Genomic DNA, 15,966 nt, shown 5'->3' on the forward strand with positions numbered 1-15,966 from the left:
GATTGGTTAACGCGGTGTATCTATTCACCACTAACCACTCACTACTCACCATCTTATTTATAAGACCTTTGTGTTAACTTAACATTTTCAAATACCAGCTCTTCTTTATGCAGCTCTTCTTCCTGGTTTTCACCTTTAAATTCCCATGCTGCAACAAACGCGTAGTTCTCGTCATCGCGAAGTGCTTCACCTTCTTCCGTTTGCGATTCGATACGGAAGTGGCCACCACATGATTCATTTCTCATCAACGCGTCGGTCACCATCAATTCGCCCAGCTCTATGAAATCCGCTACACGGCCTGCACGCTCAAGAGAAAGGTTCAACTCTTCGTTCTCACCTACCACTACGGCGTTTTTCCAGAAATCAGCTTTCAGCTCTTTTATCATCGCTTTAGCTTTGGTTAAGCCTTCTTTTGAACGGGCCATACCACAATACTCCCACATAATATGGCCAAGCTCGCGGTGGTACTCAACAACAGTTTTGTTTCCTTTAAGAGATAACAGTTTGTTCACGTTATCCAAAACATCCTGTTTGGTTTGCGCAAAGGCCGGGTGGTTTTTATCAACCGGTTTTGGACCAATGGTAGCCAGGTAATCGCCTAAAGTGTAAGGGATAACAAAGTATCCATCAGATAATCCCTGCATCAGCGCAGAGGCACCCAAACGGTTTGCACCATGGTCGCTAAAGTTACACTCGCCCAAAGCATATAAGCCCGGTACGTTGGTGCTCAGGTTATAATCAACCCAAAGGCCACCCATGGTATAGTGTACCGCCGGGTAAATACGCATTGGCTGTTTGTATGGGTTTTCATCAGTGATCTGATAGTACATGTCAAACAGGTTACCGTATTTGGCACGCACGGTATCTTCACCCATACGGCTAATGGCATCTGCAAAGTCCAGATAAACGGCAAAGCCTGATGTACCTACACCGCGGCCTTCATCAGCCATATCCTTAGCATTACGTGATGCCACATCGCGCGGAACAAGGTTACCGAAAGATGGATATTTACGCTCTAAGAAATAATCGCGATCTTCTTCCTTAACCTGTGATGCGGTGATCTCTTTGTTACGAAGTTTCTTAGCGATCTCTACGGTTTTAGGAGCCCATACACGGCCATCATTACGTAATGATTCAGACATCAGCGTAAGCTTGCTCTGGTGGTCGCCGGTAACCGGGATACAGGTTGGGTGAATTTGTGTGTAGCATGGATTAGCAAAGTAAGCACCACGTTTGTGTGCTCTCCATGCTGCTGTTACGTTTGAGCCAATGGCGTTGGTTGACAGGTAGAATACGTTACCGTAACCACCCGTACATAACAATACGGCATGTGCGGCATGCGTATCAATTGCACCTGTAACCAGGTTACGGGTAACAATACCTTTTGCATGGCCGTCTATCATCACCACGTCAAGCATCTCGTGACGAGTGTACATTTTTACCTTGCCCAGGTTGATCTGGCGGTTAAGCGCCGAATAAGCACCTAAAAGCAATTGCTGTCCGGTTTGGCCGCGGGCATAGAAGGTACGTGATACCTGCGCGCCACCAAATGAACGGTTATCCAACAAACCACCGTACTCACGGGCAAAAGGTACACCCTGTGCAACGCACTGGTCAATAATATTTACCGAGTTTTCTGCCAAACGGTGAACGTTGGCTTCGCGTGCACGGTAGTCGCCACCTTTAATGGTGTCGTAAAATAAACGGTAAACGCTGTCACCATCATTCTGATAGTTTTTAGCGGCGTTGATACCACCCTGTGCAGCAATTGAGTGTGCACGGCGTGGACTATCCTGAAAACAGAAAGCGGTTACGTTGTAACCCAATTCGGCCAATGAAGCAGCAGCTGATGCGCCTGCCAAACCGGTACCAACCACAATAACGTTGTATTTACGCTTGTTGGCAGGGTTAACCAGCTTTAAGTTAAATTTATGCTTGCTCCATTTTTCGGCTAATGGCCCTTGCGGAATGTTAGCATTTAAACTCATTTCTTTGTATTTAGAGCGGATATTCAAGATAGACTTGTTTCGTCTATATTGAACTATCCTTTTGTTTCTATTTAGTTTACTAAGTCTTGGTCCCTGATTCTTATATCCTGAATCTATTTACCCAAACTTTGGAAATAATAAACAATTGGCATCAAGGCAAACAGCAACGGTATGATAACCGCGAAAAGCCACGTACCGATAAATGATACAATGCCATCATATTTCTTGTGCACCCAGCCCAGCGTTTTAAACGCGCTTTGGAAACCATGCAGTAAGTGGAATGATACAGCAAACATGGCAATTACATAAAATACCACATACCATAAATGGCTAAAGCTCCATTGTATACGTGAGTGCAGGTCTTTTACGCGAACAATCTCCACGTTGTTCTCAACCGAGATCGAGCGTTCAAATGTTGGGACTTCCGGCTTGTATTCAGAAACTGTTGTTTCGTTAGTTGCCAGGTTGGTTCGGTACTCTTTAAAAGGAAGGATATCCTTGTATTTGTACGTGAACCAAAAATCGCCCATGTGAATAACGATGAACAATAAAAGAATTGAACCCAACAAGCCCATGTTTTTTGACGACCATGAGGTTGGAGATTTTGTAGTTACAGCATAACCCACCGGCCTCGCCCTGCGATTTTTAATAGTAAGCACCAATGCATACACAGAGTGCAGGATGATAAAGAAATAGAGGATGTATGCAATAACCTCTATCGGCGGGAAATGCGTTAAGAAGTTAGCATAGCTGTTAAATGCAAAACCATCATCGTGTTTAAACAACAGCAGGTTACCACCCACGTGTACGATGAGGAAGGTACATAAAAACAAGCCTGTTAAAGCCATAATCAGCTTTTTTCCCAGTGAGGAGTTAAAGGTTTGTTTAAATTCGCTCATTATTATTTGATTTATATTTTTCGCAAAAGTATCTATTAAAAGCCAAAAGATATAAATGGTTTCGGCTTAAAGGAGGGATAATAACTATTTAGAAACAATCTAATTTAGTCATACAAGAGTAAGTAAAGGTTATTTATCAACACATCTATTAATATTTATTAATTTCGGTCGTCCTTTCACAATGTATTATATATGAAACGTATTTTACCCTTTTTAGCAGGCCTTTTATTAGCATCGTGCAACAGCAATCCAAAGCTTAGCCTAAGCCTGAGCAACAGCGATATCAGTAGTGGAAAGATGATGCTTACACAGTATAACGAAACCGTGCTCACACAACCTGTTAAAGATGGCAAGGCCAGCATTGAGCAACCATTGCAGAGCCCGGGCTATTACGATATAGTGCTTATTGATGATACCAAACCGTTAAACAGCCAAAAGAAGTTTACACTGTACCTTGAGAATACGAATTACCTGATAGAGCCGCAAAACAACAACTACCCAAAAGTGATGAGCGGTTCTAAAACACAGCAGCAACTTACCGACTATTACCAGTTACAAAACCAGATGGCCGGGAAACTGGATGCAAAAATAGACTCGATGACTAAATACCTGGAAAGCCAGGAAGTAAAAAACATGCCGCCTAAACAGCGTGCCGCATTGTATGAAAAAACAAGAAAGCTGCAAACAGAACGGCGTAAACTGGAGCCAGAGATACTAACCAATTATTTAGAAGCCCACCCAAACAGCCTTGCCGCATCGCACATACTTGCAGAGCAGTATCTGGATGAATATGCCAGTCAGTACGCTGCTGTTTACGCCCGGCTTAGCGACTCTGCCAAAAACACCGACGATGGCATTAAAGTAGGCAATAAAGTTGCGGTACTTGTAAAACTGCTGCCGGGAGCTACCGCGGCAGATATAAAGGGGCAAACTCCTGATGGCAAAGCTTTTAACCACCATGATATAAAAGCCAAAGTAATATTGGTTGAGTTTTGGAAAAGCGGCAGCGTGGTGGCTAACCAAAACCATGCTAAAATGTCTAACGGGCTCATTATAACCCCTCGCGACAGGGAGCAATTTGCTACTGTTAGTGTTTCGTTGGATACCGATAAAGCTACCTGGTTAAAAAATGCGCCAAAAAGCACGGCAAAATGGATACAGGTTACGGATCTGAAAGGAAACGCATCGCCCAATGTAGCTAACTGGAAAATAAAAGCGGTGCCTACCTACTTTTTGCTTGATGGTAACTGGAAGCTATTACAAGCCAACATTAACCTGATTGATGTGGACCAGGCTGTGCATGATTATTTGAATAAGAAGTAGGGTCTGTATACCCGTAAACAACGGTTACTTATAATCAGCTATACTCAGTGTATTTGCACAAAAGCTGTATTCATGCTGTTGGTTCGAGCAAATAATGGTAAGGCGGCCTGCGCTGTATTGTTCAATTAAGCCCAGGTACCAGTCAATCCCCTGGTTATCCAGGTTGGCTGTGGGTTCGTCAAGCATCAGAATGGGGGTGTCGGCACAAAAAGCAAGCGCCAGCTTAAGGCGTTGTTTCATTCCGGAAGAGAAATAGCGGATAGCCTTATTGCGGCTGCCCTGTAAGTTCAGAATACCGGCCACGGCTTCTTTATCCATCCCCTGGCGATAGGGCTTAAACCTGAAATGAAAATCAATCATTTCATTCAGCGTAAAATCTTCTATTACTTCCAAATAAGGCGCGGCAAGGCTGAGGTAATTAAATATATCGCCCGGATCAATGTTTACAGTGCCGTTTGTATACTTAATTGTACCGGCAGATGGCACTAAGCTACCGTTGAGCACCTGTAGCAATGTAGATTTACCCGAACCATTTGCCCCCAGTACCGCGTAACTGCCCGTCTTATCAAAAGTATAATCAATACCCCTGAATATCCATTCGCGGTTAAATCGCCGGCCTATGTTTTGGAGAGAAATCTGCATTTTTTGACCATGTACCATGGACTATAGACCATGGTCATGTTTTAATTATACCGTGCTGAAACCTTTCATGATACCTCGTTGTGAGTTCTGCACGAAATTCACAATCTCGTCACGCTCAACGGTTGGGTTAAACTGGGCCTCAATAATATCAAGAGCTTTGGTGATATTGTATTTTTTAAGGAAAATGATACGGTATATTTCTTGTATCTCGTTAATGGTTTCCGCGGAAAACCCTCTTCGGCGCAGCCCTACAGAGTTGATACCAATGTAAGATAAGGGTTCGCGGCCGGCCTTGGTGAACGGTGGAACATCCTTACGCACCAGAGAACCGCCGGAAATCATGCTGTGCGCGCCAATTTCGACAAACTGATGTACTGCCGAGGTGCCGCCGATAAAAGCATAATCATACACGTTGATATGGCCTGCCAACTGCACAGAATTGGCAATAATCACATTATCGCCTATTACACAATCGTGCGCTACGTGTACATAGGCCATTAACAAGCAATTGCTGCCAATGGTGGTGGTATTTTTATCCAGCGCGGTACCACGGTTTAGCGTTACGCACTCACGAATGACCGTATTGTCGCCAATAGTTACGGTGCTGGGCTCACCCTTATACTTAAGGTCTTGCGGCGGAGCTGAAACTACGGCACCAGGAAATATGCGGCAGTTCTTACCAATACGCGCCCCATCCATAATTACCGAGTTTGACCCTATCCAGGTACCTTCACCCACTTCTACATCTTTATGGATGGTTACAAAGGGCTCAATCACTACGTTATCCGCGATTTTGGCCTGTGGGTGTATATAAGCTAAAGGCTGTATCATATTTACTTGTATTTAACTATTTGTGCCATTAGCTCGGCTTCAACCACAATTTTCTCACCTACCATACCAATACCTTTCATTTGGGCAATACCCCTTCTGATAGGCGCGATCAGGTCACAACGGAATATTAACGTATCTCCCGGCAAAACCTTATCCTTAAACCTTGCATTTTCTATCTTAAGGAAAAGCGTCAACCAGTTTTCGGGGTCGGGTACGGTATTCAGCACCAGTATGCCACCGGTTTGGGCCATGGCCTCAATCTGCAAAACGCCCGGCATTACCGGTGCGCCCGGGAAGTGGCCAACAAAGAATGGCTCGTTCATGGTAACGGCTTTTAAACCAACCACATGCGTTTTTGTGAGTTCCAATATCTTGTCAACCAACAATAACGGCGGGCGGTGCGGTAATATTTCCATTATCTGCACCGTATCGTAAACCGGTTTCATGTTTGGGTCATAAACCTTAACATGCTTGCGGCTACGCTCTTTCTTGATGAGCGCTTTTATCTTTTTAGCAAACGCCACGTTGGCTGCGTGGCCGGGCCGGGCCGCCATAATGTGGCCTTTTAACGGAACACCAACCAATGCCAGGTCGCCTATCATATCCAGCAATTTATGGCGTGCAGGCTCGTTCTGGTGGCGCAACTCAATATTATTCAGGATACCCTGCGGCGCAACGTTGATGTCTTTGCGGTTAAATAATTTGGCCAGGTGGCTCAATTCTTCCTGGTCAACGTCTTTATCCACCACAACAATGGCATTGTTCAGGTCTCCACCTTTGATCAGATCGTGCTTAACCAGCATTTCCAGTTCATGTAAAAAGCAAAAAGTACGGCTTGACGCGATCTCTTTTTTAAACTCTTTAAGAGAAGATATGGTCGCGTGCTGACTGCCTAATACCTGCGAGTTATAATCAACCATACAGGTAAAACGATAATCATCGTCTAAAGGCATGGCCACCATGTCAACCTTGCGGTCAGGTTCAGAGTAATGAATATTATAAGGAATATGATAGTATTCGCGGTCGGCGTCCTGCTCAACTGTACCGGTTTCTTCTATTGCGGTAATAAACTGTATAGAACTGCCATCCATAATGGGCGTTTCCTGTGCATCCATATCAATCAGCACATTATCTATCTCCAAACCCACCAAAGCTGCTAATACGTGCTCAACCGTGCTCACGCTGGCACCATTTTGAGTAAGCGTAGTGCCGCGCGACGTGTCAGTCACGTTATCACAGTCGGCATCAATTACCGGTTGGCCGGGGAGGTCAACCCGGCGAAATTTGTACCCATGCTTTTCCGGTGCGGGGTTAAAGGTCATGGTGACATTTTGGCCGGTATGCAGTCCAACACCGGAAATAGATACCGGCGCTTTGATAGTTCTCTGTTTTACGTTCATTTTATATTGCTCATTCGTTCATTGGTTCATTACATTATCGGTGTAAATACCGGTAAGCCTGAATCACTGAACATCCTTTTTTAAGTCTTTTATAATATTTTCCAGTTCACGTACGCGCTGCTCCAATTCAGGCAGTCGCCTTACATTAACATGGGCGCGAAGGTAATCTTTATAAGGCAGATGCGGAGAGCCTCCCCATTGTTTATCAATAACTTTAATAGAGCTATTAACCCCGGTTTGCGCACCAAACTGGCTGCCATCGGCTATGTTCAGGTGTCCTGCGAAACCTACCTGGCCACCAATAACTACCCTTGAACCAATTTTAGTGCTGCCGGAAATACCCGATTGCGCTGCCATCACCGTATGGCTGCCTATTTCAACATTATGGGCAATCATAACCAGGTTATCTATCTTGGCCCCTTTACGGATAACGGTTGAACCCATCGTGGCCCGGTCAACAGTAGTGTTTGAGCCTATCTCCACGTTATCTTCGATAATTACATTACCAATTTGGGCAATTTTGGTGTAGCTACCATCTGGGTTGGGGGCAAACCCAAAGCCATCGCTGCCAATAACCGCACCCGAATGGATGGTAACATTATTGCCAATAACACAATCAAAATATACTACAACACCAGGGAATAAGGTAACATTATCGCCAAGCGTAACGTTATCCGCTATATAACAATTAGGATATATCTTACAGTTTTTACCGGCTTTAACATCCTGGCCTATGTAAGCGAACGCGCCAATGTAGGCATTGTCACCAATCTGTGCAGTTTTATGTATAAAACTGGGCTGCTCGATGCCTTCCTTGTATAATTTAAAGGTGTTATATTTTTCAAGCAGGAGCGTGAAGGCGCTGTATGCATTCTCTACCCGTATGAGGGTAGCTTTTACAGGAGCGGTTAACTGCTGGCTGTTATTTACAATAACAATAGAGGCATCTGTAGTATACAGATATTGCTCGTATTTCAGGTTCGCTAAAAAAGAAAGTGAACCATTTTGGGCCTCCTCTATTTTCGCCAGCTGATTTACGGCAACTGTTTCGTCGCCCTCAACTGTCCCGTTTAGCAGCATGGCTATATCCTTGGCAGTAAATTGCATCGTACAAAGTTATATGTTAATACTAAAGCAACAAATTATTAAGTTTTAGCCTTTATACGTTCAAAGCCAGTTCTTTGGTGTAACAGAGTATATGTTTTTTTACGGTTTTTGACAAAGCTTCCAAATTGGAGTTATCGCTTGCGAGCGTAATATCAATTACACTACCGTCTTTTTTTAAGATATGTATGCTGCCGTCGCCTTTATTGTAGGCGTTATTTCTGATACTGTCAGTAAATACAAAGTAAGAGGCATCATGCTCATTAAGGCCATATTGCTGCTGTGCTTTATGCTTAAGTTCCTCTACCCATACGCTGTCTGGGTTTTCGGACGTAATGTCTACATGGTACAGCCTGCGATTAATAAAATTATGGCAAAGCGTAGCCAGCACCCAGTCGGTACTACCAGCCCATATTTTTACGGCGGCCATCACATCCGTATCATCAAGCAGCGCAAAAACCTTTAAATGCTCCGGGTTAGCCATAAACTCCTTGCGATCAATCTCGGTATTCAGGAAATAAGCCAGGGCAGGGGTAAGCGGAAAGCGTGTACCAGCCAGCGCCAGTTCACGCGCCCGGCAAAATATTTTACATAACAATTGCTCGGCGGCTATAACCGTTTTATGAAGATATACCTGCCAGTACATTAAACGGCGGGCGATAAGGAATTTCTCTATAGAATATATGCCCTTTTCTTCTACAACCACCATATCGTTCTTAACCGTCAGCATCTTAATGATACGGTCTGAGCTGATGACACCTTCAGATACGCCGGTAAAAAAACTGTCGCGGTTAAGGTAATCCATCCTGTCCATATCCAACTGACTGCTTACCAGTTGGTGCAGAAACTTTTTATGATACTCGCCCCTGAAAATGCTAATGGCCAGATCAAGTTTGCCATTAAACTCCTGGTTGAGCTTATCCATCAGCATTATGGAAATATCCTCATGGCTTATCTCTTCTACAATAGTATGTTCCAGCGCATGCGAAAATGGCCCGTGGCCTATATCGTGCAGTAATATGGCTATGATCAACCCTTCTTTTTCTTCAGGGCTGATATCTGTGCCTTTGTTGCATAGGGTTTCAATAGCCAGGCCCATCAAGTGCATGGCACCGAGGGCATGATGAAAACGCGTATGTAAAGCACCTGGATAAACTAAATGGGTCATGCCCACCTGTTTAATATAGCGTAAACGCTGGAAGTATGGATGATCTATCAGGTCGTAAACCAGTTCTGTCGGGATGCTGATGAACCCGTAAACCGGGTCATTTATGATTTTCTTCTTATTCAAAAGCAATACGTATTCTACCTGCAAAGGTGCCTAAATATGACAAAACAAGCACGTAGTATTTGTTAATAAATGTTAATGCTTTGTATATTTTTACAACAAAACATACAACCTAAAAGTTATTAGGGGATAAAAATAGAGATAATATGCAGGATACCACAATTCTTTGGGCCGATGACGAAATAGATCTGCTTAAACCACATATATTGTTTCTGGGCGAAAAAGGATATAAAGTAACTACCGTTACCAATGGTAACGACGCGATAGAGGAATTTAAGAACCACTACTTCGACCTGGTTTTTTTGGATGAGAACATGCCCGGACTAACCGGACTGGAAACACTATCACAAATTAAAAGCATTAATAATGATGTACCGATAGTGCTCATCACCAAAAATGAGGAAGAATACCTGATGGAAGATGCCATTGGCTCCAAGATTGACGACTACCTGATTAAGCCGGTACATCCCAAGCAGATACTGCTTACGATAAAGAAGCTTACGGAGAATAAACGACTGGTGACAGAAAAGACCACCATGGCTTATCAGCAGGATTTCCGTACGCTGGGCATGACCCTTAATGACCACCTGAGTTACCAGGAGTGGGTAGAGGTTTATAAAAAACTGATATACTGGGAGCTTGAACTGGAAGCCCTGCAAGACAGCGGCATGCATGAGATCTTAACCTTACAAAAAGCCGAGGCTAACGTACAGTTCTGCAAGTTTGTTGAGAAAAACTATATCAACTGGCTTAAAAACCCTGATAACGCGCCGGTGAATTCCCCGCAGCTTTTCAAGAAAAAAGTATTCCCCAAACTGGATAATAATAACGTACCGGTATTTTTTATCCTGATAGATAACCTCCGTTATGACCAGTTCCGTATCATCAACCCGCTGATATCAGAATATTTCAGGCTGGAAGAGGAAGACACCTATTACAGTATCTTACCTACAGCTACGCAATATGCGCGCAACGCCATTTTTTCGGGGCTTATGCCATTGGAAATGGAAAGCCGCTACCCGCAAATGTGGCAAAACGATGAGGACGAAGGCGGCAAAAACCTGTATGAGGCAAATTTCCTGGCAGATCACCTGAAGCGTGTATTACGCCGCGATGTGAAACACTCCTACAATAAGATACTAAACATAGATGAAGGGCGCGCACTTAATGAGTCAGTAAATAACCTCATGAATAATGAGCTGAATGTAGTGGTATATAATTTTGTGGATATGCTTAGCCATGCGCGTACAGACATGCATATGATACGTGAACTCGCGAGCGACGACGCAGCTTACCGCTCGTTAACGCTATCCTGGTTTGAGCACTCACCTTTATATGACCTGCTTAAATACCTTTCACAAAAACAGGTGAAGGTAATTATCACTACAGACCACGGCACTATCCGGGTAAAAAGCCCCAGCAAGATCATTGGCGACCGTAATACCAACACCAACCTGCGCTACAAACAGGGTAAGAACCTTAATTTTAATCCGAAAGAGGTATTCCATATCCGCAATCCGCATGATGCCCAGTTGCCTAAGCTACATGTAAGCTCAAGCTTTGTTTTTGCTAAAAGCGATAGTTACTTTGTGTACCCGAATAATTATAACCACTTTGTTAACTTCTATAATGAAACCTTCCAACACGGAGGTATATCATTAGAAGAAATGATTATTCCTATCGTAACTTATACTTCAAGGTAAGATATTTGGCATTTAAATTTTAACACTTTAAATGGATATACATACCACATCTCTGGCCGACCTGTCTGCGGCGGCCAGAAAGGTTCTGGAGGCTGGGGGCAGCAATCGCATATACCTGTTCTATGGCGAAATGGGGGCGGGTAAAACTACTTTGATAAAGGCCATTTGTAAAGAGCTCAGGATAACTGACGAGGTAACCAGCCCAACTTTCTCTATTGTTAACGAATATGAAGGAACAGACGGGCCGGTTTACCATTTTGATTTTTACCGCCTCAAACAACACAGCGAGGCGCTGGATATGGGCTATGAAGAATATTTTTACTCGGGCAATTATTGCTTTATTGAATGGCCCGAAAAAATAGCCGATCTGGTACCCGATAGCTATGCCGGCGTACGCATACATATACAGGATAACCAATCGCGGCTTATTACCGTTGAAAACTTTTAGCAACGCTGCTGTATTTTTACTATCTTCAACAGCCGGAAAAACTAACATACCATGAGCGCAGGGAAATACAGTGGGTTTACAAGCGTTGCCAGACAGGCCATGATGCAGCCGCAGGAATCAATGCTTGAAGTTAAAAGCAATAAAAAAAAGCTTTTCATAGGCATACCCAAAGAAACCTCTTTTCAGGAAAACCGTATCGCGTTAACTCCTCTTTCAGTAGCCTTGCTCATTAACAACGGGCACGATGTTTACCTGGAAAGCAATGCCGGGCAGGCTGCTAACTTTACTGATAATAATTACAGCGAGCAGGGCGCCCAGATTGTTTACGACACCAAAAAAGTATACGAAGCCGATATTATCATCAAGATAGCCCCGCCTACGCTGGAAGAGATCGAGATGATGAAACCAGGCCAGTTGCTTATATCAACACTACAGCTGGCCACCCTGAAAGCCGAAAGCCTGCATGCACTCATCAAAAAGAAAATTACGGCTGTTTGCTTCGAGCATCTGGAGGATGAAGGCGGCTCGCTTACCGTGGTACGGGCAATGAGCGAGATAGTAGGTGCTACATCGGTATTGATCGCTGCGGAATACCTCAGTAACATTTTTGAAGGTAAAGGCCTTATGCTTGGAGGTATTACTGGTGTACCACCTACCGAGATCGTTATTCTTGGGGCAGGTACTGTTGGTGAGTACGCCGCCCGCACCGCTATCTCTTTGGGTGCCGAGGTAAAGGTGTTCGACCCATCCATTTACAAGCTCCGTCGTTTACAAAATAATATAGGTGCAAGGGTATTTACCTCAGTAGTACAACCCATTGTATTGGAAAAAGCCATCACTACCTGCGATGTTGCTATTGGCGCCATGCGTGCCGAAGATGGCCGCAGCCCTTGCATTGTTTCTGAAGCTACCGTTAGTCGCATGAAGCCTAATTCGGTTATAATTGATGTAAGTATTGATCAGGGGGGCTGTTTTGAAACATCTGAAGTTACCAACCATACCCACCCCGTATTTCGCAAGTACGATGTAATACATTACTGCGTACCTAACATTGCCTCACGTGTAGCCCGTACAGCAACCTATGCGCTTACCAATATATTCGCGCCTATCTTATTAGACATTGGTGAACAGGGAAGCCTTAAAAATGTGATATGGCAAAAAGCAGGTATACGCAAAGCGGTATACATTTACCAGGGGCACCTTACCAACAAGCACATAGGTGAGCGTTTTAATATCCCAAGCAAAGACCTTGATTTGTTAGTGGTTTCAAATCATTGATATTGCTTAAAACAGCTTGTCATTTAAATGACGTAAGGACAATATATTAGCCTTAATAATTCGTAAACGGCCTTACGTTCTCAGGGTGGCTGATCTCGGGGAGATATTTTTCCGGTATATCATTCTCATGATGTTTTTGGCCGTAATAATCCAGATCAAGCTCAACATCCCCGTTTTCTTTTGCAGTCACTTTATATATAATATCGTAATCCTGCTCGCTTACCGCCGGGAATGGTGTATCTGCTCCAAGAGCACTCAACATAGGCATCAAAGTGTTGGCGTTACCAATAATGAGCACGTTGTTACCCTGGAAGTTTTTGATCAGCGCCTTGGCAAACTTCTTCAAACTGGTTGAATCGGTTTCATAAACCCGCGGTAGTATACGGGCCTTAACGGCTAATGGGCGGGCAGTAGCGCCGCTCCGTTTATCTTTAGTAACATATATGGCCTTAATGTGCTTCCCCTTTAGCAGTTTTGCCAGGTCATCAGCCCTTTGCTGGCCTGCATTGCTCAACGCGGGGTCGTCCGAATGGGGCATGGCAACTATTGTTTCGGCATGCCTTACAATATAAATCGTTGTTTTTTGAGCAAAGGCATTAAAATTGCTTACAAAACAACAGATAATAAGCAAAACGAAAATCTTTACCGGTTTTACTACATTTTTCATAATGGGCTGTTATCTGATAATAAAGGTACTTAACAAATATATTTCATTTTTGATATGAAGCTTTTTAGCAAAGAATATTTTAAGCGACTATGGAAGGTAATATTGGCTACATTCAGCGGTTTTTCTGATGATAATGGCCTTAAACTAAGTGCATCGCTGGCATACTATACTATATTTTCACTGGCGCCACTACTCTTGCTTATACTCTCATTGGCCGGTATTTTTTTAAAAGACCAAAGCTATAGGCAGGATTTTTATGACCAAGTACAGCAGTATATTGGTAAAGCCGGAACTCTACAAATACAAAGCACCATACAATCGCAGGATATTACTGGCAAAAGCGGCATTGGGTTGGCTATTAGTATTGTTACTTTATTACTTGGTGCCAGCAGTATATTCGTTGAGATACAAGATTCTCTTAACACCATTTGGCGCGTAAAGGCAAAGCCTAAAAAAGGATGGGTAAAGATGTTAAAGAACAGGTTTTTGTCTTTCTCACTTATTGTTAGCCTTGGTTTTTTGCTGTTAGCGTCGCTTTTAGTGAACATTATTATTAGCGCATTAAGTGATAAGTTGGTAGCTTATTTACCGCGCCTGCTGGGTAAAGATATAGCCGGTGTTGTTGGCGAAACCTTTATATTTTCGGTTAACCTGGCTATTACGCTGCTCGTTATCTCCGTGCTATTTTCTATTATATTTAAGGTTCTGCCAGATGTAAAGATCAAATGGAGCGATGTGCGGTCGGGGGCTATATTTACCGCCATATTGTTTATACTGGGCCAGTATGTGATTAGTTTATATATTCAGTATACTGCGCAAGGCTCAGCCTACGGTACGGCTGGTTCTATCATTGTAATTTTGGTCTGGATCTATTACACGGCAGCCATATTATACATAGGTGCCGAATTTACACAGGTTTATGCTGAGGCCAAAGGCAGCCATATTGAGCCGGCTGAATATGCGGTAGTCATACAACAAACCGAAGTTGAACGAAAGCTGCACACCGTACCCCTACAAAACCCTGAGCTGCATGGGGTGCTGAAGTGCGATGGTGATGATGACAAGAAAAGTAATTCGTAACAGGGTTAACGCGGATAAAGAAAATACCATAAATTTAGCTTAACCAATTTTAAGCTTTTGTTTTCTTTAGCCCGCAAATGTATTGTTATGAGGCATATATGGCTTTGCGCCATATTTTGTCTTTACGGCCTGTATGCCAATGGTCAGTTCTTTAGCCTGAAAGACAATCGCAAAAGCGTTGATATCCCTTTTAAGTTTCTGCGGAACCTGGTTATTATTCAACTGAACATCAACAATAAAGGGCCATATAACTTTGTATTGGATACAGGGGTGGGCCTAATGATCATTACAGACTCCTCGCTGGCCGACTCTATTAACATTGCAGGCACGCGCAAAATAAAACTTATCGGGCTGGGCGACGATGAAGAAGCTTCGGAAGCAATTGTTACACCCGCGCTAAATGTGGATATCCATGGGCTGATAAGCAACGGCGTTTCAGCGGCTATTCTTAAAACAGACATTTTTAATCTTTCGGGCTACACCGGGGTGCCCGTACATGGCCTTATTGGTTACGACTTTTTTAATAGCCTTGCTGTGAAGATAAATTTTAACGATAGTATTTTAACCGTCTATCCGCCCGGCAAAGCTAAACTGTTTAAAAAGAGCCAGCGGGTGCCTATTACTATTGAAGATAATAAACCGTATTTGCAGGCTTACATTACCATGCCTGATGGCAGCCGGGTGCTGAATAAATTAATTGTTGATCTGGGCGCCGGGCATCCCGTTTCCCTGGAAAGCAGCGCTAAAAAGTATGGAAATCTGCTGAACAAGATACCTGCGAATTTAGGTATCGCGCTCAATGGCCCTATATTCGGGTATATTGGCCGGATAAAAGAAGTGGAGATAGGCAAATATAAACTCAAGGATGTGATCGCTTCTTTCCCTGATGAAAATTACGAACAACGTACCAACATCCCTCGCGACGGAAACATTGGCGCAGGCATCCTTAAAAAATTTAACCTGCTGTTTGATTACAGCAATAATGCCCTTTATCTTAAACCTAATAATAATTTCAAGGCGCCGTTTGAACATGACATGAGCGGCATTGAGTATTATCTTACAGGAAATGATTTGTCTCACATGATCATCACCCGCGTTGCGCCTGATTCTCCTGCCGACGAGATAGGCCTTTTGCGGGGAGACGAAATTGTATCCATCAATTTTAAACCCATAGCTAAAATGACAGCCGGTGAAATTGATAATATATTTAAAACGCCTGGGCGCAGTTTACTTTTAGAAATATTTCATGACGGCAAGCATGAGCGCGTGGTAATAAATTTGCGACGAAGGATTTGATTAACCAAGAAGCGCCTAA

General features: G+C 43.5%; 14 protein-coding genes. 6 read left to right on the forward strand and 8 right to left on the reverse strand.

Translation table 11 applies throughout. The features are described 5' to 3' along the window. Nucleotides 1–53: 53 nt before the first annotated feature. Together CKK33_RS03620 and CKK33_RS03625 are read right to left on the reverse strand one after the other, a co-directional pair. Nucleotides 54–1,988 (reverse strand): fumarate reductase/succinate dehydrogenase flavoprotein subunit, encoded by a 1,935-nt coding sequence (locus CKK33_RS03620; protein WP_095702800.1) that lies wholly within the window; start codon nucleotides 1,986–1,988, stop codon nucleotides 54–56. A gap of 113 nt (nucleotides 1,989–2,101) precedes the next feature. Further along, the gene (locus tag CKK33_RS03625; RefSeq protein WP_095702801.1) at nucleotides 2,102–2,887 is read right to left on the reverse strand and encodes a succinate dehydrogenase cytochrome b subunit; all 786 of its coding nucleotides are present in this window, start codon (nucleotides 2,885–2,887) and stop codon (nucleotides 2,102–2,104) included. Nucleotides 2,888–3,079: 192 nt separating this feature from the next. On the opposite strand from CKK33_RS03625, the gene CKK33_RS03630 reads away from it, so the two are divergent. Then, a complete protein-coding gene (locus CKK33_RS03630) occupies nucleotides 3,080–4,210 on the forward strand; it encodes a DUF4369 domain-containing protein (protein WP_095702802.1) in 1,131 nt (376 codons plus the stop codon). A 24-nt stretch (nucleotides 4,211–4,234) separates the two neighbouring features. Here the strand turns inward: CKK33_RS03630 and CKK33_RS03635 are convergent, their stop codons facing one another. The 5 genes from CKK33_RS03635 to CKK33_RS03655 form a co-directional block, all read right to left on the reverse strand. Further along, nucleotides 4,235–4,852, reverse strand: a complete 618-nt coding sequence (locus CKK33_RS03635) for an ATP-binding cassette domain-containing protein (protein ID WP_095705737.1) — start codon at nucleotides 4,850–4,852, stop codon at nucleotides 4,235–4,237. Between the two features lie 45 nt (nucleotides 4,853–4,897). Continuing rightward, complete coding sequence (lpxA, locus tag CKK33_RS03640) at nucleotides 4,898–5,683, reverse strand: acyl-ACP--UDP-N-acetylglucosamine O-acyltransferase (RefSeq protein WP_095702803.1); 786 nt, start codon at nucleotides 5,681–5,683, stop codon at nucleotides 4,898–4,900. A 2-nt stretch (nucleotides 5,684–5,685) separates the two neighbouring features. After that, nucleotides 5,686–7,083 carry a bifunctional UDP-3-O-[3-hydroxymyristoyl] N-acetylglucosamine deacetylase/3-hydroxyacyl-ACP dehydratase gene (locus CKK33_RS03645; protein WP_095702804.1) on the reverse strand — a complete coding sequence of 466 codons (1,398 nt, stop codon included), beginning with the start codon at nucleotides 7,081–7,083 and terminating at the stop codon, nucleotides 5,686–5,688. Between the two features lie 63 nt (nucleotides 7,084–7,146). Beyond that, entirely contained in the window at nucleotides 7,147–8,190 is a 1,044-nt protein-coding gene (lpxD, locus tag CKK33_RS03650) for a UDP-3-O-(3-hydroxymyristoyl)glucosamine N-acyltransferase (protein WP_095702805.1), read from the reverse strand. Between the two features lie 52 nt (nucleotides 8,191–8,242). Further along, a complete protein-coding gene (locus CKK33_RS03655; RefSeq protein ID WP_095705738.1) occupies nucleotides 8,243–9,478 on the reverse strand; it encodes an HD domain-containing protein in 1,236 nt (411 codons plus the stop codon). Between the two features lie 143 nt (nucleotides 9,479–9,621). On the opposite strand from CKK33_RS03655, the gene CKK33_RS03660 reads away from it, so the two are divergent. Genes CKK33_RS03660 through CKK33_RS03670 form a run of 3 tightly spaced genes read left to right on the forward strand, consistent with a single transcriptional unit; the run spans nucleotide 9,622 to nucleotide 12,904 of the window. Continuing rightward, nucleotides 9,622–11,178 carry a bifunctional response regulator/alkaline phosphatase family protein gene (locus tag CKK33_RS03660; RefSeq protein ID WP_095702806.1) on the forward strand — a complete coding sequence of 519 codons (1,557 nt, stop codon included), beginning with the start codon at nucleotides 9,622–9,624 and terminating at the stop codon, nucleotides 11,176–11,178. Nucleotides 11,179–11,209: 31 nt separating this feature from the next. Next, nucleotides 11,210–11,626, forward strand: coding sequence for a tRNA (adenosine(37)-N6)-threonylcarbamoyltransferase complex ATPase subunit type 1 TsaE (tsaE, locus tag CKK33_RS03665; protein ID WP_095702807.1), 417 nt, complete (start codon nucleotides 11,210–11,212; stop codon nucleotides 11,624–11,626). A 51-nt stretch (nucleotides 11,627–11,677) separates the two neighbouring features. Beyond that, complete coding sequence (locus tag CKK33_RS03670; RefSeq protein ID WP_095702808.1) at nucleotides 11,678–12,904, forward strand: alanine dehydrogenase; 1,227 nt, start codon at nucleotides 11,678–11,680, stop codon at nucleotides 12,902–12,904. A gap of 52 nt (nucleotides 12,905–12,956) precedes the next feature. On the opposite strand, the gene CKK33_RS03675 is transcribed toward CKK33_RS03670, so the two are convergent. After that, the gene (locus CKK33_RS03675; protein WP_095702809.1) at nucleotides 12,957–13,571 is read right to left on the reverse strand and encodes a phosphoglycerate mutase family protein; all 615 of its coding nucleotides are present in this window, start codon (nucleotides 13,569–13,571) and stop codon (nucleotides 12,957–12,959) included. 54 nt (nucleotides 13,572–13,625) lie between these two features. Here CKK33_RS03675 and CKK33_RS03680 point away from each other — a divergent pair, with 54 nt between their 5' ends. Both CKK33_RS03680 and CKK33_RS03685 read left to right on the forward strand, forming a co-directional pair. After that, a complete protein-coding gene (locus CKK33_RS03680; RefSeq protein WP_095702810.1) occupies nucleotides 13,626–14,651 on the forward strand; it encodes a YihY/virulence factor BrkB family protein in 1,026 nt (341 codons plus the stop codon). 87 nt (nucleotides 14,652–14,738) lie between these two features. Next, on the forward strand, nucleotides 14,739–15,947 hold the full coding sequence (locus tag CKK33_RS03685; protein WP_095702811.1) for an aspartyl protease family protein: 1,209 nt from the start codon (nucleotides 14,739–14,741) through the stop codon (nucleotides 15,945–15,947). Nucleotides 15,948–15,966 lie beyond the last annotated feature (19 nt).

The organism is Mucilaginibacter sp. MD40, from assembly GCF_002288635.1.
Classification (GTDB): Bacteria; Bacteroidota; Bacteroidia; order Sphingobacteriales; family Sphingobacteriaceae; genus Mucilaginibacter.

What these genes read in the sequence shown, in the direction of transcription:
- CKK33_RS03675 (WP_095702809.1), bottom strand. Translation starts at nt 13,571, where the DNA reads ATGAAAAATGTAGTAAAACCGGTAAAGATTTTCGTTTTGCTTATTATC.
- tsaE (WP_095702807.1), top strand. Translation starts at nt 11,210, where the DNA reads ATGGATATACATACCACATCTCTGGCCGACCTGTCTGCGGCGGCCAGA.
- lpxD (WP_095702805.1), bottom strand. Translation starts at nt 8,190, where the DNA reads ATGCAATTTACTGCCAAGGATATAGCCATGCTGCTAAACGGGACAGTT.
- lpxA (WP_095702803.1), bottom strand. Translation starts at nt 5,683, where the DNA reads ATGATACAGCCTTTAGCTTATATACACCCACAGGCCAAAATCGCGGAT.
- CKK33_RS03680 (WP_095702810.1), top strand. Translation starts at nt 13,626, where the DNA reads ATGAAGCTTTTTAGCAAAGAATATTTTAAGCGACTATGGAAGGTAATA.
- CKK33_RS03620 (WP_095702800.1), bottom strand. Translation starts at nt 1,988, where the DNA reads ATGAGTTTAAATGCTAACATTCCGCAAGGGCCATTAGCCGAAAAATGG.
- CKK33_RS03660 (WP_095702806.1), top strand. Translation starts at nt 9,622, where the DNA reads ATGCAGGATACCACAATTCTTTGGGCCGATGACGAAATAGATCTGCTT.
- CKK33_RS03635 (WP_095705737.1), bottom strand. Translation starts at nt 4,852, where the DNA reads ATGCAGATTTCTCTCCAAAACATAGGCCGGCGATTTAACCGCGAATGG.
- CKK33_RS03625 (WP_095702801.1), bottom strand. Translation starts at nt 2,887, where the DNA reads ATGAGCGAATTTAAACAAACCTTTAACTCCTCACTGGGAAAAAAGCTG.
- CKK33_RS03630 (WP_095702802.1), top strand. Translation starts at nt 3,080, where the DNA reads ATGAAACGTATTTTACCCTTTTTAGCAGGCCTTTTATTAGCATCGTGC.
- CKK33_RS03685 (WP_095702811.1), top strand. Translation starts at nt 14,739, where the DNA reads ATGAGGCATATATGGCTTTGCGCCATATTTTGTCTTTACGGCCTGTAT.
- CKK33_RS03645 (WP_095702804.1), bottom strand. Translation starts at nt 7,083, where the DNA reads ATGAACGTAAAACAGAGAACTATCAAAGCGCCGGTATCTATTTCCGGT.
- CKK33_RS03670 (WP_095702808.1), top strand. Translation starts at nt 11,678, where the DNA reads ATGAGCGCAGGGAAATACAGTGGGTTTACAAGCGTTGCCAGACAGGCC.